Below are 21,718 nucleotides of genomic sequence, written 5' to 3'. Positions count from 1 at the left end.
TTACAATACGGGGGATAGCAGGCGGGCGGCCTGGGTCAGGAAGCGCATCGGCCAGGAGCGTTTGGTGACCTCTTCCATCGTCACTTCTCGACAGTTCTTGAAGTCTTCCACCAGCATGGCCTCCACATCGCTGATGGCTTTGGGATCGGTCAACCACATGGTGATTTCGAAATTGATCGCGAATGACCTGTTGTCGAAATTGACACTGCCCACCGTGGCGATCTGATCGTCCATCAGCAGCACCTTCTGGTGCAGGAAGCCGTCCGTGTAGCGCTGAATGGTGATGCCGTGCTGGATCATCGCATCGGCATGGGCGATGCTGGCGGCCCAGACCAGCTTGTGGTCAGGCTCATTGGGCAACATGATCCGCACATCCACGCCGCGCAGCTTGGCGGCATAAAGCGCTGTTCGGATGTCGGTATCGGGCACAAAATAGGGGCTGACGATCCACAGCCGCTCGCGTGCGCGGCCAATTACATCGGTAAAGGCGATCGCGCATTCTTCCAGCCGGTCGGCCGGCCCGGTACCCATCACCAGCACCGATTGCTTGCCCGGCGTGGCCACCGTATCGGGCGGCGCAGACGGCAACTCTTCGCCTGTGGCCCATTGCCAGTCTTCGCGGAACAGCAGGGCGCAGCCTAGCGCGGCCGGCCCGGAAACCCGCACATGGGTGTCGCGCCAGCGACCAAATTTGGGGTCTTCGCCAAGATACTCCACCCCGACATTGTGCCCGCCCACCCAGGCATGGTCGCCGTCGGCCACCACGATCTTGCGGTGATTGCGGTAGTTGATCCGCGTTGGCCCGTATAGCCGCAGGAATTTATGGCGCTGGTTGAACCCGGCCACCTTCACGCCGGCTTCGCGCAATTGGGTGCGGTAGCGCCGGGGCATACCGGTGCTGCCTACATCATCATAGAGCAGATAGACCTTCACCCCGGCATTGGCGCGCTCGATCAACCGCTCGGCCAGTTCCTTGCCCAGCGCGTCGTCGCGCACAATGTAGAACTGAACCAGCAGATAGTGCTTGGCCGCCGCGATGCCGGCAAAAATGGAATCAAATGTCGCGCGTCCATCCACCAGCAATTCCACATCATTGCCGGTCAGGAACGGCACCTCGGACACCTTGGTCTGCACCGGCCACAGTGCCCCGGTGTCATGATCGATCAGGGCCAGATCCTTGGCCCGCAGGGGGCGGGCGGCGCGCCCATTGCGAATACGGTCGGTCGCATAATCGTCAAACGCCTTCCAGCCGAACACCAGATAGAAGAACGCGGTTGGAAAGGGCAGCAGCGCCAGCGCCAGGATCCAGGCGATCGAGCCCTGTGAGGTACGCGAAATCATGATCTCCCGCACCGCGCAGACAAAGGCCAGCAGGTAGATCGCCGCCATGATGGCCGCCACGATATGCAGATCGGCGATTATCGCCCGCAGAAAATCGTCAAAACCCACCAAGATACACCCGCCCCAGATTCGTGGACGCGCACTCTAACAGTCTCGTCCACCCCGACAATGCGCGCGCATTGACAACGGTTCAACCCGGCGCGATCCTCAATGCGGCTCGTGCAGCCAGCCGCTCGTGCCCCTTGGGGACGGTGAATGCACGATTTATGATTGGTTTGACCCTTTTTGACGGGCAAGCCGTCAGTAATGCGAGCGCTGACCTTGATTTGCCCGGTTGTGAAGGATCGGACCGTGAACAGTTTCATGGATGCAAAACTTATGGCCAAACTCCTGCGTCAGGGGTTGGCCGAACGCGGCGTCGAGTTGGGCCATAGTGCCTGCCTCGAACTGGTCGCCCGCCAGTTTGGCGTGGCCGACTGGAATATCCTCAGTGCCCGAATCGACGCGGCTTCAGGTGATAGCCTGCTGCTGCCCGAAGCCTGGCATCTCAGCGGCAGGAGCCCCGGCAAATACCGGGCAGGGCTTGATCCGGAGCAGACCGGGATTGTCTTGATTGCCAGCCGCCCCGAATTCGCTGATCTGCTGGGCGAAGATGATTTCTGTACCCTTATGCAGACTGTCGATGCCGCTGACTTTCGCGGGCAACGGCTGCGGCTGCGGGCCCAGATCAAGGCGCAGGCCGCTGATGGCGTAACCATCTGGTTTCGCATTGATGGGCCCAACGGCTTGCTGGCCTTCGACAATCTTGAGCGCAGCCAGACCGATGGCCCGCTGACCGGTAGCAGTGACTGGACCGAGCGGACCATTGTGCTTGAGGTCCCCCAGGATGCCGTCAGCCTCAACTATGGCGTCTATCTCAAGGGGCGCGGGCTCGGCTGGGCACGTGGCTTTGACCTTGAGCCCGTCGATCAGACCGTGCCGTTGAACCCGCGGATCGACCGCAAACTGCGTGCACCGACCAATCTGGGCTTTTCGGCGCGCGGCTGATCTCCAGCAGGCCCGCCTAAGCCGGGTCTGCTTCCATTACGCTGGAGATGTCGATCGACGTGCGACCCTCCAGCCATTTGGGCACAGGCAACTCTTTGCCGTGCAGGAATTCGGGGTTGAAGATCTTGCTGGCATAGCGATTGCCGTAATCGCACAGGATCGTCACGATCGTCTTGCCCGGCCCCAGATCGCGGGCCATGCGCACGGCGCCGGCAATGTTGATCGCGCTCGACCCGCCCAGGCACAGCCCTTCATGCTCAAGCAGGTCGAAGATGTAGGGCAGGGCCTCGGCATCGGATATCTGATAGGGGTTGTCCACCGTCAGGCCTTCCAGATTGGCCGTGATACGGCCCTGGCCAATGCCTTCGGTGATCGAATTGCCCGACGATTTCAGCTCGCCATGCGCGTAATAGTTGAAGAGCGCGGCGCCCTCAGGGTCAGCCAGACCGATCTTCACATCTTCACTGCGTGCACGCAGCGCTTCGGCAACGCCAGCCAGCGTGCCGCCCGAGCCCACGGCGCAGATAAAGCCATCGATACGGCCATTGGTCTGCTGCCAGATTTCCGGCCCGGTGGTTTCGGCATGGGCGCGCCGATTGGCTGTGTTGTCGAACTGGTTGGCCCACACCGCGCCCTCGGGCAGTTCGGCATTGAGCTTTTCGGCCAGACGCTGCGATACCTTGATGTAATTGTTCGGGTTCTTGTACGGCTTCGCCGGCACTTCGATCAATTCGGCGCCATACAGACGCAGCGCGTCCTTTTTTTCCTGGCTCTGGGTTTCGGGAATCACGATCACCGATTTGAAACCCAGCGAATTGGCCACCAGCGTCAGGCCGATGCCGGTATTGCCCGCCGTGCCTTCCACAATCGTGCCGCCGGGCTTGAGCGCGCCGGATTTGACAGCGTCATGGATGATGAACAGCGCCGCCCGATCCTTGACCGACTGGCCCGGATTGAGAAACTCCGCCTTGCCCCAGATATCGCATCCCGTCAGCGTCGAAACGCGATTGAGACGGATCAACGGCGTATTGCCGATAGCGGAGATGAGGTCTGTATGCTTGGCCATGGCGCAATCTACTGAGGCTGGGAAACCACGAACCTAGGGCCGCCCGGCACCGCCTGCAAGTGATAACGGCCTGTTCAGGCAGAGCTTTCCGCGCAGCGCTTTGGCCGCGCAATGGCAGTGCGCCTGCAGCCAGTCAGCGCAATTTCATTCCGCTACAGCGCGCTGGCTGCCTGCAATGCCCGCTCGCGCGATGCCTTCAGATCAACGATCGGTGCCGGGTAGGTTGTGCCGATCTGCACGTGAGCCGCCTTGAGCACCTCAGCGGGGGCCTGCCAGGGCGTGTGCACCCACTTGTCGGGCATGGCTGCCAGCTCGGGCACCCAGCGCCGCACATAGGCGCCCTCGGCGTCAAACCGACCGCCTTGCGTGACCGGATTGAAAATTCGGAAATACGGAGCCGCGTCCAGCCCGCTGCCCGCCACCCATTGCCAACTCGCCGGATTGCTGGCGACATCGCCGTCGACCAGACAGTCCCAGAACCAATTTTCACCCTGCCGCCAGTCGATCAACAGGTTCTTGCTCAGCAGCGAAGCCACCAGCATGCGCACGCGGTTGTGCATATAGCCGGTCTCCCAAAGCTCACGCATGCCCGCGTCGATCATCGGCAGGCCGGTCTGCCCGCGCTGCCAGGCGCGCAGATCATCGGCCGCGTCGCGCCAGGCCATGCCCCCATATTTGGCCTGCATGGGCTCCTTGGCAATGTCGCAGCGATGATAGAGCTGGTGATAGCTGAAATCGCGCCAGGCCAGTTCGGAGAGAAACTTGTCAATCGCGCCGGCATTCTCCGGGGCGATATCAGCGGCCATGTTTGCGGCCTGCCAGATCTGGCGTGGGCTGATCTCGCCAAACCGCAAATGCGGCGAGAGATTGGACGTCGCATCGCTGTCGGGCAGATCACGCTCATTGGGATAGCGGCCGACCCGATAATCCAGGAAGTCAGCCAGCGTGCGCCGGGCAGCCTTCTCGCCAACATACCAGTGACCGGACAGCTTTGCTGCCCAGTGCGGTTCTGCGTAGCCGTCATCCACTGCCCGCACGGACCGCGCCTTGCCTGCCGCGGGGGTGTCCAATGGCTGCTCGATGTGACGCTGTTTGAGGGTTTTCCAGAACGGGGTGAACACAGAATAGGGTTTGCCTTGCCCCGTCGCGATCTCCCAGGGCTCGATCAGCACATTGGCGCCGAAAGATTCCACGGCTACGCCCTCGGCGCGCAGCTGTTCCTTGATCGCGGTATCCACGGCACGCTCGCCAGCTGCATAGCGCCGGTTCCAGAACACACCGGATGCGTTTTCCTGGTTGGCGAGTGCCACCACGATGACGTTGGGATCACCCTGATGGACCTGCAGCTCGATGCCGAGTGCGGCCAGATCGACCTCCAGTGCGTTAAGGCTTTGATGCAGCCACCATCGTGCCGCCGCGCCCGGTGGGCGCACGCCGATGGTCTCTTCATGGATGTAGAGAGCGATAACGCGCTCGCCCGAGCGCTGCGCCGCCGCAAGGGCGGGATTGTCAGCCACGCGAAGATCGTTGCGCAACCAGGCAATAGTCGTGCTGTTCATAGTCTGCCTCCGCGCTTGTTACGCGCGGAGGGTACGGCTGGTTCAGCCTATGTGCGCTTATTCCATCACTTCGGCGAGATGCTCGAGCGCCGCATTCCAAGCTTCGATCGAAAAGATCCGCGATTCCGGGTCGGCATGAGCCAGGCCGCGTTCGATCAGCGTAATCTGCGTCTGGTCCGCACCAATTGCCTTGAAGGCAATATCGAGCACGAAGATCAGATCGTCCTCATCGTCTTCCTCGTCCTTGTGAACCCAGCTCATCACCAGCTTTTCGTTCTCGACGAACGCCAGGATTTCGCCGCTGACCGTATGGTCTTCGGGGTCTTCATCATCGCCAAAGGTGGTGAACTTGTATTCGCCGCCCTCAAAGGCATCCAGCTCGGCTTCGTCGGCCTGCCACTGCTCGATCAGTGCCGGGTCGGTCCACGCCTTGAACACATCATCGATATGGGCGTCGATGGTCCGGGTCAGCGAAATCTGGCTTTCACCGTCAATGTCCATGCCATTGCTCATGCGAGCACCTCTTTATTGCTGTGTCGTCCCGCTGCGGGAACGTCGAAAATTGAAGATATAGATGATGTTGTCCGGCGCGGCGATAGCCCCGCGCACGGCCGCGAGCAACCGATCGGTAAACCAGATTGGCAATGTGGGGGGATTGCTCGTGACGAGCGAGAAACGAATGGCTCCGCGGGTAGGATTCGAACCTACGACCAATCGGTTAACAGCCGATTGCTCTACCACTGAGCTACCGCGGAACACCTTCGTTGACCTTCTTGCGAAGGGCGAGGTCCATGTACCGAACTTGATTTGGTTTGCCAAGCCCCAATTGGCGACTGTGTGAAATTGTTGCGATGCCAATCTCAGTTCAGCGCGATCCGCTGCAGCGCCAGCAGGTCCCCAATGGTGTTGATATTGGCAAAGGGATTGCCGTCGCTGGCGTCGGCCCAGTCCACCTTTTGCGCGCCCAGCACCCGCTGCAACGCCTTTAGACTGGGCGGTGCGCCCGCTTGCACGATATCCCGAGGCAGCGCCTGCAGGGCTTCCAGCCGCCAGATCGAATTGGGTGGATAAAAATCTTCGCCCCACGCCGCATAGGCGCAAGGTGCCGCGGCAAGCCCCGCGATTAGGCGGGGGACAAAATCGGTAGGCAGGAAAGGGCTATCCACAGCCGCCGAAACCAGCAGTCCCTGCGTCACCCCTGATTCTGCCAGATGCGCCACCGCAGCGGCCAATCCGGCCAGAGGGCCGGCACAGGGGGCATCAAGATCGGATACCGCGCAGGCATGGTTGGGCAGGGCGATGGCACGTTCCGCTGGCCCCGTCGCCACCAGAATCGGCTCAACGACCTGCCCCAACGCCGCGCGGACCCGGTCAATCTGCCGCACACCGCCCACGCGCAGATCGCCCTTGCGCACGCCGCCCAGCCTTTGCCCGTCACCGCCAGCGATGATCAGCGCATACACAGCTGTCATGACCCGCGTCCCTGATCAGTCGGCTTGAGCCCGAAACGCAGCAGCACCAGCATGCCAATGCCGCCCACCAGCCCCCAGAACGGAGCACCCACGCCGATAATGGTGATTCCCGATGCGGTGGTCACAAAGGTGAAGATCGCCGGCAGTCGCGTTTCCTCATGCGCCAGCGCGCCCGCCAGCGCACCCGTCAGGCTAGACAGCAGAGCCAGTCCTGCCACTGCCTGGATAAGCAGCGGCGGCGACGCCGCGATGAAGGCCGCCGCCAGGCTGGCCCCCGGCGCCAGCAGCAGATAGGTCGCCCCTGTCGCAATCGGCGCCGGCCAGCGCTTGGCCTTGTCCGGATGCGCTTCCGGTCCGGCGCAGATCGCCGCCGTGATCGCCGCTAGATTGGTCGCATGGCCGCCAAAGAACGCTGTCGCCGCGCTGGCTAGCCCCGTCGCCACAAATAGCGGCGCTGGCGACAGCACGAAGCCATTGGCCTGCATCACGGCCAGCCCCGGAAGGTTCTGCGAAGCCATTGTCACAACATAGATCGGCAGCCCGATGCGAATAATCGCGTCCAGCGTGAACACCGGCATTACCGGCACCAGCGCGGGCCAGCTCCCATCCAGGGCACCCGGCGGCAAATTGGTCGTGCTCGCCAGCAGAACACCGGTCACCAGCACGGCAATCGGCACCGCATAGCGGCGCGCAAAGCGCAGGGCGATCACCCACGCCAACAGCACGGGTAGGGCCAGCAACGGCATTTCGGCCACCGCGGTGATGGGTGCCAGACACAGCGTCAGCAACATGCCCGCCAGCATGGCATTGGCGATGGGCGCGGGAATTGCTGCCATCAGCCGCGCCAGCGGTTTGATCAGTCCCGTCAGAAAGATCAGCACTGCGGCCACCAGAAACGCCCCGGCCACGGCGGGGAAACCGCCCACCGGTTCGCCCACGGTCAACAGGAAGGCCATGCCCGGCGTCGTCCAGGCGAAGCTGACCGGCACCCGTAAGCGGGCGCTGACCACAATATTGAGAATGCCCATGGCGATGCATACGCTCATCAGACCCGATCCGGCCTGTTGCGGCGATGCACCTGCAGCCGTCAGCGCTGCCAGCACCAGTGTAAACGTACTGGCATACCCTACAATGGCCGCCAGCGCGCCAGCCATCAATGGCTGGAAATATTCGCGACGACGTCCCGCCGATCCCTGCACTGTCTGGCTCACCCGACTCTCCACTCTGCCTGGCGCCACCCTAGGGGACGCCAGGCGGAGCCGGGAAGTCCAATCCGCGCCAAACAGTCTTGTCGGCCGTGGCCGTTTCAACAAATAGTGGATATGCAGCTTGCCGTGATGCGGTCATGGTCCGATCCTGGCGTCGACGTTGAACACCTCGCGCAACAGGGTCTCGGTCAGCACTTCTTGGGGCGTTCCGCTCGCTACCACGCGGCCCTTGTCCATCACCGCCAGCAGATCACAGAACATCGCCGCATGGTTGAGATCATGCAGCGCCACAATGCTGGTGACGGGCAGGGCGGCGACCAGGCGCAGAATTTCAATCTGGTGTTGGATATCGAGGTGATTGGTTGGCTCGTCGAGGATTATCTCGGTCGGCGCCTGCGCCAGACCACGGGCAATATGCACACGCTGACGCTCGCCCCCGAAAGGGTCTGCCAGAACTGCCCACGGCGCGTACTCAAAACAACGCGGTTGAAAGGCTGCGAGGCGGCCGCGCCTGCCAGGATCGTGCGATCCGCGCCACCGCGCGCCCCGCTGGCCAGAATGACCACGAACAGAAAGGCCGCCAACGCGCCCGCAAAGCGCCACCCGAAAGCGTAACTGCACCTGCACCAATGCCCGGCACGATCACCGAGATGACGCCCGTTGAAGCGCGGCCGAGATGCCCAGCACATAAGGTTCGGCCAGCGGATTGCGCAGCAGCGATTGCAGGATTGCGCCATAAGCACCAGACCGGCCCCACACAGCGACGCGACCAGGGCGCTGCTGAGCCGAAAATCCCAGATGACGCGCTCATGGATCTTGTCGAGCGGCGGCCCGGTCCCGCCCAACCTGTTGGTAATGGCGTGCAAGGTCGTGGCCGGCGGAAACGGAAAAAGGCGCATCGCAGCTTGTGCAATGCGCCTCCGATAAGATCAGTATCGACCTTGGATCAGATACCCAGACGATCCTTGAGGGCATACCACCACGAACCCAGGGTCGAGTATTGCGCCCGGAACATCCGGCCGCCGGGGAAGGGGATCCATGGCAGTTTGGCAAAGGTATCAAAGCGCGTCAGGTCGCCCCGCACCGCTTCGCCCAGAATGCGGCCAAACAGGTGCGAGCCCGTAATCCCGTGCCCGCTATAGCCATGGGCGAAATACACCTTGTCGCCCAGCCGGCCCAATTGCGGCACGCGTGAGAACGACAGCGCGAAATTGCCGCTCCAGGCATAGTCGATCTTGATGTCGGCCAGTTGCGGGAATACCTTGTCCATGTTCGGACGAAGCTTGGCGATGACATCTGCGGGATCGGTGCCGCCATACACAATGCCGCCACCAAAGATCAGGCGGTGGTCGGCGCTGAGCCGGAAATAGTCCAGGATATAGCGCACATCTTCCACGCACATCCCGGTCGGCAGCAGCGCTTCAGCGCGTTCCTTGCCCAGTGGCGCGGTGGCCATCATCTGGGTGGAAACAGGCATCACACGCGCGGTCAGTTCGGGGACGACATTGCCCAGATAGGCATTGCCGCACACCAGCACGGCATTGGCTGTCACCTTGCCAAGCGCGGTGGTTACCACGGCCTTGTCGGGGCCCTGATCGACCTTGGTCACCGGTGAGTTTTCGTAGATCACCCCGCCTAGGCTTTCCAGCGCCTTGGCTTCGCCCAGCGCCAGATTGAGCGGATGCATGTGACCACCGGAATGGTCGATCATGCCGCCTTCATACACTGTGCTGCCGATGTGGCGCCTGATGGCATCCTTGTCGAGCATTTCATGATCGTCCATGCCATGCTTGCGCCAGAGCGCCTGCTTGGCTTCCAGATCGCGCATATGGGCGGGCGTGTAGGCGGCATAGATGTTGCCGCGGCGCAGATCGCAGTCGATGCCATAGCGTTCGACCCAGTCATAGATAATGCCCGCGCCTTCCTGCACCATGCCGCCCACGAAATTGGCGGTCTGTTCGCCATAGCGCCGACCAATGGTGTCCAGACTTGCATTCAGCCCATTGACCACCTGACCGCCATTGCGGCCCGAGGCACCCCAGCCGACGCTGGCGCCTTCGACCACGACGACTTTGAAGCCCTGTTCGGCCAGATGCAGGGCGGCCGACAGTCCCGAATAACCTGCGCCCACCACACAGATATCGGCCTGCACATCGCCTTCAAGCTGCACGGGCGTGCGCGTGATGGCGCGCGATGCGGCGTAATAGCTCGGCGGGTAACTGCCATCGCCGGCATAGCTCTTTGGTGCCATCACACGATCTCCAGATAGGCGCTGAACTCGAGGTCGGTGACCTGCGAGGCAAAGCCGGCAATTTCCTGACGTTTGCAGGCAACGAACATTGAATGCAGCATCGGATCGAAAATGCGCTGGATCATGTCGCCGTCTTCAAAGGCGTTAACCGCCGAGGCCCAGTCTGCGGGTAGCTTAGGCAGGCGTTCCGAATAGGCCCGGCCCTTGAAGGGCTTGGGTGGCTTCATTTCATCTTCGATACCCACCAGGGCAGCGCCCAGAATGCCGGCCAGCACCAGATAGGGATTGGCATCAGCGCCCGAGACGCGGTGCTCGATGCGGCGGGCCTTGGGGTTGCCGCCCGGAATGCGTACCGCGGTGGTGCGGTTCTCATAGCCCCACGACACTGCGCTGGGCGCGTGGGTGTCGGGGCGCAGGCGGCGATAGGAGTTGAAGTGCGGCGCAAACAGCAGGGTGGATTCCGCCATGCCCGACAGCAGCCCACCCACAGCGTGCAGCATCACGTCCGAGCCTTCTTCGCTGCCATCATCGAACACGTTGTTGCCAGCCGTATCATTAAGGCTGAAATGCACGTGGAAGCCATTGCCCGAGCGGCCGCCATAAGGCTTGGCCATGAAGGTGGCGACCAGATTGTGCTTGCGCGCCACACCCTTGACGATGCGCTTGAACAGCACGGCGTCGTCGGCGGCCTTGAGCGCATCGGCGCTGTGCAGCAGGTTGATTTCGAACTGCCCGATACCGTTTTCCGCCACGGCCGTATCGGCGGGCACGTTCTGCTGTTCGCACTGCAGATAGACGTCGCGGAAGAACTCGCCGAAATCTTCCAGTTCGTCGAGCGACAGGATCGCGTCCGAATCCAGGCGTTTGCCGGTATAGGGCGAGATCGGCGGTCGGGCGCTGTCGGCCTCGGGGTCCACCAGATAGAATTCGAGTTCGGTTGCCACCACGGGGGTCAGCCCGTGTTCGGCAAAGCGCCGCACTACACTGGCCAGTGCCTGACGCGGATCGCCCAGAAACGGCGTGCGCGCATCCTGAAACAGCCAGAGCGGGATCATCGCACTGGGACGGGTCGTCCAGTTGATCGGCAGCGCGCCGCGCCCGGTAGGGCTGCAGATGCCGTCGGCGTCACCACTGGAAAACACCATGGGATTGCCCACAATATCCTCGCCCCACACGTCCACCCCGACGATGGAGAGCGGCATGCGGATGCCGTTATCGGCAATGCGTCGCGCCTGATCGATGGGAATGCGCTTGCCGCGCATAATGCCATTAAGGTCGCAGACCGCTGTGTGAAGCACCTCAATCTGCGGATTCGCATCGAGCCAGCTGACGATGTCTGCGTTTTCGTTCGTTTCGTTACTCATATCTGTCCGACGCGATTTTTGTATGTCATAGCGGTAATCTAGCAGGTGCTTCAGCGTTTAGGGAGGCCTCTGCGCGGGGATCAGATTGGATATCGGCCATGGTTGAGCGTCGTCCTGTTATTGGCGTTATTGCCTGCGGTCGGCCCGTCGAGGGTGAGCCCGCCCAGGCGGTCAAACACCGTTATCTTGAAGGGGTGGAACGGTTTGCCGATGCGGTCCCGCTGATCATCCCCTCAAATCAGTCCGCCCAGAACGCCGCCGACATTGTCGCGCGCCTAGATGCGGTCCTGCTCACGGGCAGCAATTCCAACATCGATCCACGCCATTACGGTTCCGAATCGGCGGCTCAGACGCCAGTCGATTCCACCCGTGATACGCTGAGTACAGCGCTCATCCACGCCGCGATCGCTGCGGGCAAGCCGGTGTTTGGCATTTGCCGCGGTCTGCAGGAAATCAACGTCGCCCTGGGCGGCTCGCTGCGCGACATGCGCGGCACAGGCGATGCGCCGACCCACCATGCGCCCGACGATGTTAGCCTCGACACCATGTTCGGCCATTCCCACCCCATTACGGTGATGGCTGACACGCCGCTGGCGCAGGCCACCGGCGGCGATGGCCTTGAGGTCAACAGCGTGCATTTTCAGACCATTGACCGCCTCGCGCCGGGCCTTGCCGTCAACGCCACTGGTCCCGGCGATATAATTGAGGCGGTCGCCAGCACGGCCACGCCAGCGCCCGTATTTGCCGTACAATGGCACCCTGAATGGCGTCCACAGGACCGCCCTCACGATTTGGCTTTCTGGCGCTATGTCGGTCAGACAGCCCGTACCCATTATCAGCCGGCAGCAGCCGCGGAGCAGACGAAATGAGCGCATTTGAAACCCGGCTATTTATCGGCGGCGAGTTTGTCCAGGGGCAGGGGCCTGTCGAGATTGCCTTCGAGCCCGCCCGCGGCACCCCGCTGGCCGAAGTGGCCTCCGCCACCCCGGCCCAGATCGACGCTGCCATTGCCGCGGCCAATGGCGCCTACAAGAGCTGGTCACGTTCCACGCCCAAGCTGCGCAGCGCCGCGCTCTGGCGCATTGCCGATCTGATCGAAGAACGCGCCGATGTCCTCGCCAATGTTGAATCGCGCAATGCCGGCAAGCCGCTGCGCTTCGTCAAGGCTGGTGAACTGGCCAATGTCGCCGACGTCTTCCGCTTTTACGCCACGGCGGTGCGCAACATGCCGGCGCCCGCGGCGGGCAATTTCCGCTCGCCCGCGCTGACCAGCCTGATCCGCCGCGATCCCATCGGTGTCGTTGCCCAGATCGCGCCCTGGAATTATCCGCTGCTGATGTCGGCCTGGAAGATCGCCCCCGCCATTGCAGCGGGCAATGCGGTGGTCATCAAACCCAGCGAGATGACCCCGCTGAGCCTGCTTGAACTCGCCCGGATCTTTGCTGAAGTGCTGCCCGCCGGCGTGGTCAACGTCATCTGTGGCAATGGCCCCGATGTTGGCCAGCACCTGATCTCCCACGATACCGTCCGCATGATCTCGCTGACCGGCGATGTCCGCACCGGTCGCGCCGTGCTGCAGGCCGCCGCCGGCCCAATGATCAAGCGCACCCATCTCGAACTGGGCGGCAAGGCCCCGGTAATCGTGTGTGAAGACGCCGATCTCGACAAGCTGGTCGTGACCTTGCGCGAAGCCAGCTTCTACAATGCCGGTCAGGATTGCACCGCCGCCTGCCGCATCTTCGCCCATGCCAATATCGCAAAGGCGCTCACCGATAAGCTCGAAACCATGATCGGCTCGCTGGTTTATGGCCGCCCCGAGCGCGACGATGTCGAGTTTGGTCCGGTGATCAGCGCCCGCCAGCTGGAGCGTATTGATGGCTTTGTCAGCCGCGCCCGCAGTGCGGGTGCCGATGTGATCCAGGGTGCCGCCGCTGAAACCGAGGGCTATTTCTTCGCTCCGACGCTGGTCGCCGCGCCGATTGATGCCGAGATCGTGCAAAAGGAAGTGTTCGGCCCCGTGCTCTCCGTCACGCCGTTTGACGATGCCGACACCGCGCTGGGCTGGGCCAATGCGTCCGAATACGGACTAGGCTCATCGGTCTGGTCGCGCGACACCGCGACGGCCATGGGGCTGGCCAACGCGCTTGAGTATGGCGTCACCTGGATCAATACCCACGGCGTCATGGCCACCGAAATGCCCCATGGTGGCGTCAAGAACTCCGGCTATGGCTCAGATCTCTCCATGCAGTCCCTGATCGACTACACCCAGATCCGCCATTTGATGATTGGCTAAGGCACGCCACAGGGCAGGGGCGCGCCTAATCATGCGCGCCGCTGCCAGCCTGAATGGCCAGTCGGCACCATCACGCCGCTTTTAGAGTTCGCTTCTGAACCATTGCCCAAACCCTGTAAGCTTCCAGCGCACCCAGCGGGCCAAAATGCACCAGCGTGGGAGCAACGCCGCCCCAATCATGGAGCGAAGCCCAGTGCAACAGCGTCAGCACCGCTGCGCCATAAACGAAGCGTTGCAGGTTTTTCCAGCGTGAACCGAGCCTGCGGATCCAGCCATCCGTGGACGTAATTGCCAGCGGCACAAAGATCAGGAAGGCCAGCCAGCCCGTCCAGATGTAGAAATTGGCGATCTCGGCGCCCGTGAAGGCGACTGCCCCTTCGTCGATCAGGTAGAGCAATGTGTGCAGCGCGGCGTAACCAAAGGCGGCGACCCCGATATGACGCCGACGTTTGCGCAGCCAGCGCGGCCAGCGGGCGCCCTTGAACAGCATGGTCAGCGGTGTGATCATCATGGCGATGATCATGAACCGTGCGGCGAATTCGCCGCTGGGGTGCAGGACCTCACCCACTGCTCCCGGTTCATTGGCGGCGAGTCCGGCAAGCATGGGAATGGCTGGCAGGCTCAGGATCGCCCAGAAAGTGTAGGGGTGATTGAAAAACGATTTCACGAGGCTCATCTCAGTGCTCCACATTCACGATTGGGCTGACTTCAGCGCAGCGAAGTAGTCGTCCCAACTCTGGTGTGGCCGGCCGGCTGCGGCTGCGAAATCACTGGGATTGTCTGACGCGCCGTTCTGGATCCCCTGATATATGCCGGCGATGACCGTGCCGATGAACGTGCCGAGTTCGGCGATGCGGTCGGCCTTGAATGCCTCGAACGACATGGGGCGATAGACCAGTTCAGTGCCGAAGGCCTGGTTCAGATAAGCGGCTAATTCGGTTTGCCTCAGCAGCGCGCCGTGCAGGTTGTAGGTGTGGCCGTTGTGTTCGGACCCGGCGAGCATGCGGGCATAGGCAAATGCCAACTCCGGACGTGTCGTGTAGCCGCAGCGGCCGTCGCCTGCGCAATTGGCGATCTCGCCTGCCTTGCTGTAGCTCTCGATATACTCGACATCGGGCTCGATATAGATGCCATTGCGGCCGATGACCCAGTCGAGGCCGCTGTCACGAATATCAGCCTCGGTCTGGCGATTGCTCTGGATAATGGGAGAAAAAGCCGTTCCCACCTCCGCGCCCTGTACGCTGGTATAGACGATCTTTTTGACCCCGGCGGCCTTGGCGGCGTTGATGACGTTGCGGTGCTGGCCGATCCGGTCTTCCGGCGCGGCCATGCCCGAGACCAGCAATAGGGTGTCGACCCCGCTCAGTGAGACGCCAAGCTGATCGGCATTGTCATAATCGCCGGGGCGGACCTCGATGCCCAACCCATTGGCCTTTTCCGGGCTGCGGGCCAGGCCCACAATGGTCTCGCCTGTGTTCATGGTAATGAGGGCACTGACGATTGCCGCGCCAAGCTGGCCCGAAACGGCGGTTACTGCGATGGTCATGCGGATGGTTTCCAGATGTTGGCTTCAGGTCAGGCGGCGTGTCAGGCAGATCGCTGCCAGGTCATGGACAGGTTCTCGCGGAAGGCGAAGCGCACAAGGTGATCGCCGATTACCTGTTCAAGCCGGGCGATGGCATCGGTCTCGCCGGTGACCGAGAGCACCAGCGAGGTGTCCTGGGCGCGCAGCGAACACGTGCCGAAGGGCAAGGCGATCTCGCCGACCTCCGCTGTGAAGGTGACGGGAACCTTGTGACCGAAGTGCTTGCAGAGCTGTTGCAGATAGCCGCTGGCGCGGCTCGATGAAATTGTTGCCGTACTTGTTGCCATGGCTATCTCCCGATTGCGTCCGTCCTAGATAGACGACGCCTGGCTTTTCGATTAGCACTGGAATTGCGAAACGATTATTCCAGGAATTAGAAAGATGATCGAAGACTACCGCAGCCTTGCCGTCTTCGTCGCCATTGCCGAGGCTGGTAGTCTGAGTGCTGCGGGCCGCCGACTGAAGCTCTCTACCTCGGTTGTCAGCCATCACCTGTCCCGGCTCGAAGCAAAGCTGGGTATCACGCTGTTCTTCCGGTCGACCCGGTCGATGTCGCTCAGCCCGGAGGGAAGGGCTGCGCTTGAGCCGGCCCGCCGCATGGTCGCGGCCGGTGAAGAGGCGCTCGATGTTCTCAGCGCCGACAGCGACGAGCCGGTCGGCGCACTGCGCATCACCATGCCGGCCTGGGGTGAGCGCATGCGTTTGCGGCAGACCTTGTGGGATTTCGCGCGGCGGCACCCTATGGTGGCAATCTCGCTGCACAGCAGCGACGCACCGGCCGATCTGGTCAAGGACGGCTTTGACCTGGCAATTCGTCTGGGGACATTGACCGACAGCAGCCTCAAGAGTCGACGCATCGGTAATTTCCAGCGCGTTCTGGTCGCTGCGCCCGACTACTTGGCCACGCGGGGCGCAATCCTGACGCCCGAGGCCCTGGCGGCCTGCGATTTTATCGCCGTGACCATGCTACCAGACGTGATGACCTTTGTGTGCGACGGTGAAACCATCGCCTTTCTGCCAGAGCGCGTTCGCCTGGAAGTAGACACCATCGCATCAGCCAAATCGGCGATACTGGCGGGCCTTGGCATTCAGCATCTTCCCCTTGGCGAAGTCGAAGACGAGATCGCGTCCGGTCGACTGGTCCGGGTCATGCCGCATTGGAGTCTGCCCGATCTGGGTGTCTACGCTGTATGGCCGGACGTCGGACCACAAAAGGCTCTGACCCGCCGCCTGATCGACTTCTTCCTCGATACCATGGCGCCCCACCAACCATGACTTTTCTCAACACTGGTGCCCATTGAAGCAGATCACTCAAGCAGTAACCTACTGAGCCGCACGGCCAAACGTGGTCTGACACATATCGCCTGGAGCATGGCGGCTGGCCACCGGTCCCGCTACGCGACATCGCTGCGGCCCAGCAGGCCTTTGGCGAAAAGGGCGATATCGGCAAGATCGTGCTCAACATGGCGGGCGTTGGATATTCAACAGCCTAGACGAGTTCCGTGCAAATGGTTGCCTGAGCGTGCAGTGTCCGATGCACGGGGCATTTGTCGGCGATCGCCAGAATAGCACTACGCTGTTCGGCTGTCAGATCGCCCTCCAGCCGGATTATACGGCGGAACACGTCCACCTTTGACTGATCCTTCTCGCAATTGGCGCTGTCATTCTGGTGGCAATGATCATGGGTGACGTCGCACGAGACATGTACGAGAGGAATGCCCTTGCGTTTGGCGTACAGGCGGATGGTCATTGTCGTGCAGGCGCCAAGTCCGGCCGCCAGCAATTGATAGGGGCTGGGACCAAGATCGGTGCCTCCCACCGATACAGGCTCGTCAGCCACGAGCTGGTGTCGGCCAGAAATTACGATGTCCTGCCGAAAACCGGACGCTTCTGCCTCGGACACCCGAACCGTGCCTTCTGTCGCATTTGGCAATATGGGGTCTGGCGCGAGCTCGAGATAGCGTTGCGACCATGAGGCGATGATCTCGGCCACATACTCGGCATCCGCTTCGCGGGATAGAAAGTGGTCGGCGCCATCAAGCGAGATGAAGCTCTTTGGATGTCTGGCAGCGCCGAAAATATGGCTCGCATTGTCGATGCCGACCACTGCGTCCTGCGGCGCGTGCAACACCAGTAGCGCAGCATTCAGACGCGGCAGCGCCTGATCCAGCGCCGCTTGCGAAACGTCGTCCAGAAAGCCCTTCCGTATCTCAAAAGGCCGCCCAGCCAGCTCCACCACCGCGCTGCCGTTCCGGCGTATTTCGTCGAGCTTCCCGTCAAAATTGTGAATCACATGCGCCGGATCGGCGGGCGCGCCGATGCTGACAACCGCACCAACGCTCGCCAGTTCGGCCGCGGCTTTGAGGACTGCAGCGCCGCCCAGGGAATGTCCCACAAGCAATTGCACTTCCAGATCACGCGTTTTCATGAACTCTGCTGCAGCCAGCAGGTCAGCCACGTTTGAGCTGAAATGGGTATTGGCAAATTCGCCCCCCGAATGTCCCAGCCCGGTGAAGTCGAAACGCAGCACCGCAATTCCAAGCGCCGCCAACCGACCCGCAATACGTCTGACTGCGGCGATGTCCTTTGAGCAGGTGAAACAGTGCGCCAGTATCGCCGCCGCCCGCACGGGGCCGTCTGGCCGATCAAGCCTTGCAGCAAGATCATCGCCAGCGTGACCCTTGAACGTAAACTTCTCACTGCTCATTGCGATCTACCTTGGGTTATCCTGGTTGCCGCGGCTCTGCGGTCGCTGGTGGGCCTTGGGCCCGTTTTTGCGGACAAGCGGCGTCGCGTCAGTCTGGCTATCACGGCGCTGGTCTGATGGAGCTTATGTCTGTCTTGGTCGGCAACTGGGCTCTTGATCTGGCTTGTCTGTCCGGGTCACGAGTCCAACTGGTCGGGCGATGGCGTGAGCCGGAGCAATTCGCGGGAATACTCGTGTTGTGGGTCTTCAAAGAACGGCTCGGCCGGGCCGAACTCAACCAATTCGCCGGCCTTGAGCACCGCGACGCTGTCCGCCATCTGCCGGACCACCGCCATGTTGTGGCTGATGAACAGGATGGTCAGCGCAAAGCGTTCCTGCAAATCCTTGAGCAGGTTGAGGATCTGCGCCTGGATTGAAACGTCCAGCGCGGATGTTGGCTCATCGCAGATCAGGAATTCAGGACGCGCCAGCAGGGCACGGGCGATGGCAATGCGCTGGCGTTGCCCCCCAGAGAACTGGTGCGGATAGCGCCACATTACGTCCTGAGGTAGGCCCACCAGTTCGAGAATGGAGGCGACCAGCTGCAACTGCTGCGGCCTGTCAGTGGCGATGCGATAGAGCTGCAACGGCTCGGTCAGGATGTCCGCCACCTGCCGCCGATTGTTCAGCGACGAATAGGGGTCTTGAAAGATCATCTGCATCGACCGGCGCGACGGGTGATCGCGGCGGCGGTGGCGCCCGTCAGGCAGGGCCTCGCCCAACAAGGTCATGTTGCCTGCGGTCGGCATGACGAGGCCAACGACGCTCTTGGCCAATGTAGACTTGCCACTGCCACTTTCGCCGATCAGCCCCAATACCTCGCCGCGGCGAACCGTAAGGCTCACGTTTTTCAGTGCTTGCACGCTCTTGGTTCGCCGGCGGAACAGCGCGCCCTCGCCACCAAAGGTCACGCTGAGATCATCAATATTCAAGGCATCGCCGGCCTGCGCATCGCCTGTTGTCGGGCGTTGCGATAGCCAGTCTGCGGCAAACTCGGCGCTGGCACCGGCGGCAATGCGGCCCTTGGGGCGGGTCAGCTTCGCATCCGCGATGATCTCGGGTTCGATGGTGACAAAGCGGTGCAGTTTCTTGCCGAGCCGCGGAATAGAGGCCATCAACTGGCGGGTATAATCTGCCTCGGGCTGCGCAAGCACCTGCCGTGTGTCGCCAGATTCAATCAGCCGGCCATTGCGCAACACGCTGACGCGGTCGCACACCTGCGAAATGACGCCGATATCATGGGTGATCAGCAGCACGCCGATCTTTCGCTTGGTGGCTAGATCCCGGATCAGGTCAAGCACCAGAGACTGCACCGCGACATCAAGGGCGGTGGTGGGTTCGTCGGCGATGATCAGGTTCGGATTGCTGCACAGGGCCAGCGCGATCACGACACGCTGCCGCATGCCACCAGAGAACTGGTGCGGATAAGCCTTGATGCGTGTGGCCGGGTCGGCGATGCCGGTTTCCGCCAGCAGGTCGATGGCGCGTGCCCGGGCGGCATCCAGACCGATATCCTCATGGGCCAGGATGGTCTCGACCAATTGCTGTTCGATGGTCATCAGCGGGTTCAGGCTGGTTTGAGGGTCTTGAAAGATCATCGAAATGCGCTTGCCACGCATGCTGTGGCGCTCGCGCGGCGAGAGCGCCGTCAGTTCCTGGCCATCAAATTCAATAGAGCCGGCGGAAACGTAGCCCGGCTCGGGGAGCAGGCCGATAATGGCCGCGCCGATGGTGGATTTCCCGGCGCCGGATTCCCCGACCAGCCCATGGATTTCGCCCGCGGCAATACGCAGATCAATTGCCTCGATGGCGGTCCTGCTGCCAAAGCGATCCGGAAAGACGACGCTGAGCCCTTTGACGTCAAGCATTAGCGGAGCCTCGGATTGAAGACATCGCGCAGGAAGTCCCCCAGCACGTTGATTGAAATGACCAGCGCGACGAGGAAAATGGTCGGCGTCCACAGGATCCACCATTCGCCCGACAACATGAACTGCATGCCGATGCGGATCAGTGTGCCCAGCGAGGGGGAATCGGTGGGCAGGCCAATGCCCAGGAAGGAAAGCGTCGCTTCAAGCAGGATGGCCGCAGCCAGATCAACCGTCATGATCACCAGCAAGGGCCCCACAATATTGGGCAATATCTGCACGAACATCACCCGCAGCGGATGCTGGCCCATGATGACGGCGGCACTCACATAGTCCTTGTTGCGCTCGACAAAGGTCGAGGCACGGGCGGTGCGGGCAAAGTTCACCCATAGCGACAGGGCAATGGCCAGAACGATGACAAATACCCGCAGATCGTCGTGCTGTTCGCGCGGCAACAATCCGCGCGAGACGCCGTCAACCAGCAGCGCTGTCAGAATGGCGGGCAGGGCGAGCTGGATATCGGCAATGCGCATGACCACGGCGTCAAAGCGGCCGCCGAAATAGCCCGCTGCGAGGCCCACTGACACCCCGATAATGGCCGCCAGTGCCATTGCGGTAAAACCGATGAACAGTGACAGCCGGGCTCCATAAAGAATGGCCGAGACCATGTCGCGTCCCTGATCGTCAGTGCCCAGCACGAAGCGGGCGGTACCGCCATCCTGCCACGTAGGCGGCAGCAGCCCGTCGATCAGGCTGAAGCTGGCCAGATCATAGGGATCGGTTGTCACCAGCCAGGGGGCCAGTGCCGCACCGGCCACGATAAGAACCGTGAGCACTGCCGCGATGATCGCCATGGGATTGCGCAAGAACAGATAGAGCGCTTCGTGGTCGCGAATGAACTGGCCGATCATAGAGCCGCCCTGACCCGGATGCGTGGATCAATCGCGAAATAGAGCACGTCGACAGCAAGATTGATCAACACGAACACCAGCGCCACCACGACCAGATACACCGCCATGACCGGGATATCGACATAGCGGATGGATTCAAGGAACAGCAGACCCATGCCGGGCCACTGAAACACACTCTCGGTAACAATAGAAAATGCGATGACGCCGCCAAACTGCAGACCGACAATGGTGACCACCGGGATCATGGTGTTACCCAAAGCGTGGCGAAACAGCAGGCTGCGATAGGGAATGCCGCGCGCCGTGGCAAAGCGGATGAAGTCGGTGCGCATCACCTCCATCATCTCCGAGCGCACCAGACGCATGGTCAAGGTTAGCTGATACAGCCCCAGCGTGATCGCCGGCAGCACCAGTGAGCGCCAGCCATCCAGCGTGAACAGGTTGGAGCGCCACCAGCCGATCTCAACGGTTTCGCCCCGGCCAAACGTCGGCAGCCAGCCCAGATAGACGCCGAACAGGAAGATCAGCACGATGCCGATAACGAAGGTCGGAATGGAGACACCGATCAATGTAGTGATCAGCAACGCTTGGCTACCCGCGCTATTGGGACGAACCGCCGCATAGATTCCGGCAGGAATGCCCACCAGCAGCGATACCAGCAGCGCGACTGTGCCCAGTTCGATTGTGGCAGGTAGTCGGCTGATCAGCATCTCGCCGATCGGTTGCCTTGTGCGGAACGAGAAGCCGAAATTGCCGGTGGCGATGTCACCGACAAAGCGCATGAATTGCATGGGGAAGGGGTCATTCAGCCCCAGTTCCTGCCGGATTCGCGCCTGATCAACCAGCGAGGTTTCAGCGCCCACCATCTGCGCGACGGGGTCGCCCGCAAAGCGAAACAGAAAGAACGCCAGAAACGCCACAACGACCATCACAATGGCCGCCTGGAACGCGCGTTGCAGCAAGAAACCGATCATCGAGGGATACCCATTTTGCGCCGGGGCGGTTGGGCCCCG

General features: G+C 61.8%; 20 protein-coding genes, 1 tRNA gene and 1 pseudogene. 4 read left to right on the top strand and 18 right to left on the bottom strand.

The genetic code is table 11. The features are described 5' to 3' along the window. The gene (gene cls / locus KD146_RS08495; protein WP_345790769.1) at positions 1–1,449 is read right to left on the bottom strand and encodes a cardiolipin synthase; all 1,449 of its coding nucleotides are present in this window, start codon (positions 1,447–1,449) and stop codon (positions 1–3) included. A 198-nt stretch (positions 1,450–1,647) separates the two neighbouring features. Here cls and KD146_RS18355 point away from each other — a divergent pair, with 198 nt between their 5' ends. Then, on the top strand, positions 1,648–2,388 hold the full coding sequence (locus KD146_RS18355; protein ID WP_282558797.1) for a glyoxalase superfamily protein: 741 nt from the start codon (positions 1,648–1,650) through the stop codon (positions 2,386–2,388). A gap of 16 nt (positions 2,389–2,404) precedes the next feature. On the opposite strand, the gene KD146_RS08485 is transcribed toward KD146_RS18355, so the two are convergent. From KD146_RS08485 to KD146_RS08440, 10 genes and pseudogenes are all read right to left on the bottom strand, one after another. Then, positions 2,405–3,454: a cysteine synthase A gene (locus KD146_RS08485; protein ID WP_212658253.1), complete on the bottom strand. Its 1,050-nt coding sequence runs from the start codon at positions 3,452–3,454 to the stop codon at positions 2,405–2,407. A gap of 152 nt (positions 3,455–3,606) precedes the next feature. Further along, entirely contained in the window at positions 3,607–5,013 is a 1,407-nt protein-coding gene (locus KD146_RS08480) for a cryptochrome/photolyase family protein (RefSeq protein ID WP_212658252.1), read from the bottom strand. Between the two features lie 57 nt (positions 5,014–5,070). Beyond that, positions 5,071–5,526: an SRPBCC family protein gene (locus KD146_RS08475; RefSeq protein ID WP_212658251.1), complete on the bottom strand. Its 456-nt coding sequence runs from the start codon at positions 5,524–5,526 to the stop codon at positions 5,071–5,073. 167 nt (positions 5,527–5,693) lie between these two features. Continuing rightward, positions 5,694–5,768: transfer RNA gene (locus KD146_RS08470), tRNA-Asn, on the bottom strand. A gap of 105 nt (positions 5,769–5,873) precedes the next feature. Further along, positions 5,874–6,485 carry a molybdenum cofactor guanylyltransferase gene (gene mobA, locus KD146_RS08465; protein ID WP_212658250.1) on the bottom strand — a complete coding sequence of 204 codons (612 nt, stop codon included), beginning with the start codon at positions 6,483–6,485 and terminating at the stop codon, positions 5,874–5,876. Beyond that, entirely contained in the window at positions 6,482–7,696 is a 1,215-nt protein-coding gene (locus tag KD146_RS08460; protein WP_345790767.1) for a benzoate/H(+) symporter BenE family transporter, read from the bottom strand. Before KD146_RS08460 ends, mobA begins: the two co-directional genes overlap by 4 nt. 132 nt (positions 7,697–7,828) lie before the next feature. Beyond that, positions 7,829–8,113: an ATP-binding cassette domain-containing protein gene (locus tag KD146_RS18470; protein WP_345790766.1), complete on the bottom strand. Its 285-nt coding sequence runs from the start codon at positions 8,111–8,113 to the stop codon at positions 7,829–7,831. A 65-nt stretch (positions 8,114–8,178) separates the two neighbouring features. Beyond that, positions 8,179–8,580: pseudogene (locus KD146_RS18465) on the bottom strand (iron chelate uptake ABC transporter family permease subunit); the annotation flags it as partial. A 59-nt stretch (positions 8,581–8,639) separates the two neighbouring features. Continuing rightward, positions 8,640–9,944, bottom strand: coding sequence for an NAD(P)/FAD-dependent oxidoreductase (locus tag KD146_RS08445; RefSeq protein WP_249327618.1), 1,305 nt, complete (start codon positions 9,942–9,944; stop codon positions 8,640–8,642). Beyond that, positions 9,944–11,308 carry a glutamine synthetase family protein gene (locus tag KD146_RS08440; RefSeq protein ID WP_212658248.1) on the bottom strand — a complete coding sequence of 455 codons (1,365 nt, stop codon included), beginning with the start codon at positions 11,306–11,308 and terminating at the stop codon, positions 9,944–9,946. Before KD146_RS08440 ends, KD146_RS08445 begins: the two co-directional genes overlap by 1 nt. 98 nt (positions 11,309–11,406) lie before the next feature. Here KD146_RS08440 and KD146_RS08435 point away from each other — a divergent pair, with 98 nt between their 5' ends. Further along, on the top strand, positions 11,407–12,177 hold the full coding sequence (locus tag KD146_RS08435) for a gamma-glutamyl-gamma-aminobutyrate hydrolase family protein (protein WP_212658247.1): 771 nt from the start codon (positions 11,407–11,409) through the stop codon (positions 12,175–12,177). Beyond that, on the top strand, positions 12,174–13,601 hold the full coding sequence (locus KD146_RS08430) for an aminobutyraldehyde dehydrogenase (protein WP_212658246.1): 1,428 nt from the start codon (positions 12,174–12,176) through the stop codon (positions 13,599–13,601). Before KD146_RS08435 ends, KD146_RS08430 begins: the two co-directional genes overlap by 4 nt. Before the next feature lie 70 nt (positions 13,602–13,671). On the opposite strand, the gene KD146_RS08425 is transcribed toward KD146_RS08430, so the two are convergent. Genes KD146_RS08425 through KD146_RS08415 form a run of 3 tightly spaced genes read right to left on the bottom strand, consistent with a single transcriptional unit; the run spans position 13,672 to position 15,473 of the window. Continuing rightward, entirely contained in the window at positions 13,672–14,277 is a 606-nt protein-coding gene (locus KD146_RS08425; protein ID WP_212658245.1) for a protein-methionine-sulfoxide reductase heme-binding subunit MsrQ, read from the bottom strand. Positions 14,278–14,292: 15 nt separating this feature from the next. Next, the gene (locus KD146_RS08420) at positions 14,293–15,147 is read right to left on the bottom strand and encodes an SDR family oxidoreductase (protein WP_212658244.1); all 855 of its coding nucleotides are present in this window, start codon (positions 15,145–15,147) and stop codon (positions 14,293–14,295) included. Between the two features lie 41 nt (positions 15,148–15,188). Next, complete coding sequence (locus KD146_RS08415) at positions 15,189–15,473, bottom strand: DUF2218 domain-containing protein (RefSeq protein WP_212658243.1); 285 nt, start codon at positions 15,471–15,473, stop codon at positions 15,189–15,191. A gap of 94 nt (positions 15,474–15,567) precedes the next feature. Here KD146_RS08415 and KD146_RS08410 point away from each other — a divergent pair, with 94 nt between their 5' ends. After that, on the top strand, positions 15,568–16,461 hold the full coding sequence (locus KD146_RS08410; RefSeq protein WP_212658242.1) for a LysR family transcriptional regulator: 894 nt from the start codon (positions 15,568–15,570) through the stop codon (positions 16,459–16,461). Between the two features lie 214 nt (positions 16,462–16,675). Here the strand turns inward: KD146_RS08410 and KD146_RS08405 are convergent, their stop codons facing one another. The 4 genes from KD146_RS08405 to KD146_RS08390 form a co-directional block, all read right to left on the bottom strand. Further along, positions 16,676–17,893, bottom strand: coding sequence for a bifunctional alpha/beta hydrolase/OsmC family protein (locus tag KD146_RS08405; protein ID WP_212658241.1), 1,218 nt, complete (start codon positions 17,891–17,893; stop codon positions 16,676–16,678). A gap of 176 nt (positions 17,894–18,069) precedes the next feature. Further along, positions 18,070–19,800 (bottom strand): dipeptide ABC transporter ATP-binding protein, encoded by a 1,731-nt coding sequence (locus KD146_RS08400; RefSeq protein WP_212658240.1) that lies wholly within the window; start codon positions 19,798–19,800, stop codon positions 18,070–18,072. Further along, a complete protein-coding gene (locus KD146_RS08395; RefSeq protein ID WP_212658239.1) occupies positions 19,800–20,708 on the bottom strand; it encodes an ABC transporter permease in 909 nt (302 codons plus the stop codon). The genes KD146_RS08400 and KD146_RS08395 overlap by 1 nt, the downstream gene beginning before the upstream one ends. Next, positions 20,705–21,679 (bottom strand): ABC transporter permease, encoded by a 975-nt coding sequence (locus KD146_RS08390; protein ID WP_212658238.1) that lies wholly within the window; start codon positions 21,677–21,679, stop codon positions 20,705–20,707. Before KD146_RS08390 ends, KD146_RS08395 begins: the two co-directional genes overlap by 4 nt. Positions 21,680–21,718: the final 39 nt, after the last annotated feature.

This window comes from Devosia litorisediminis (genome assembly GCF_018334155.1).
Classification (GTDB): domain Bacteria; phylum Pseudomonadota; class Alphaproteobacteria; order Rhizobiales; family Devosiaceae; genus Devosia; species Devosia litorisediminis.
Note: the sequence above shows the minus strand (reverse complement) of the source record. Positions and strands in the feature narration are given on the sequence as shown.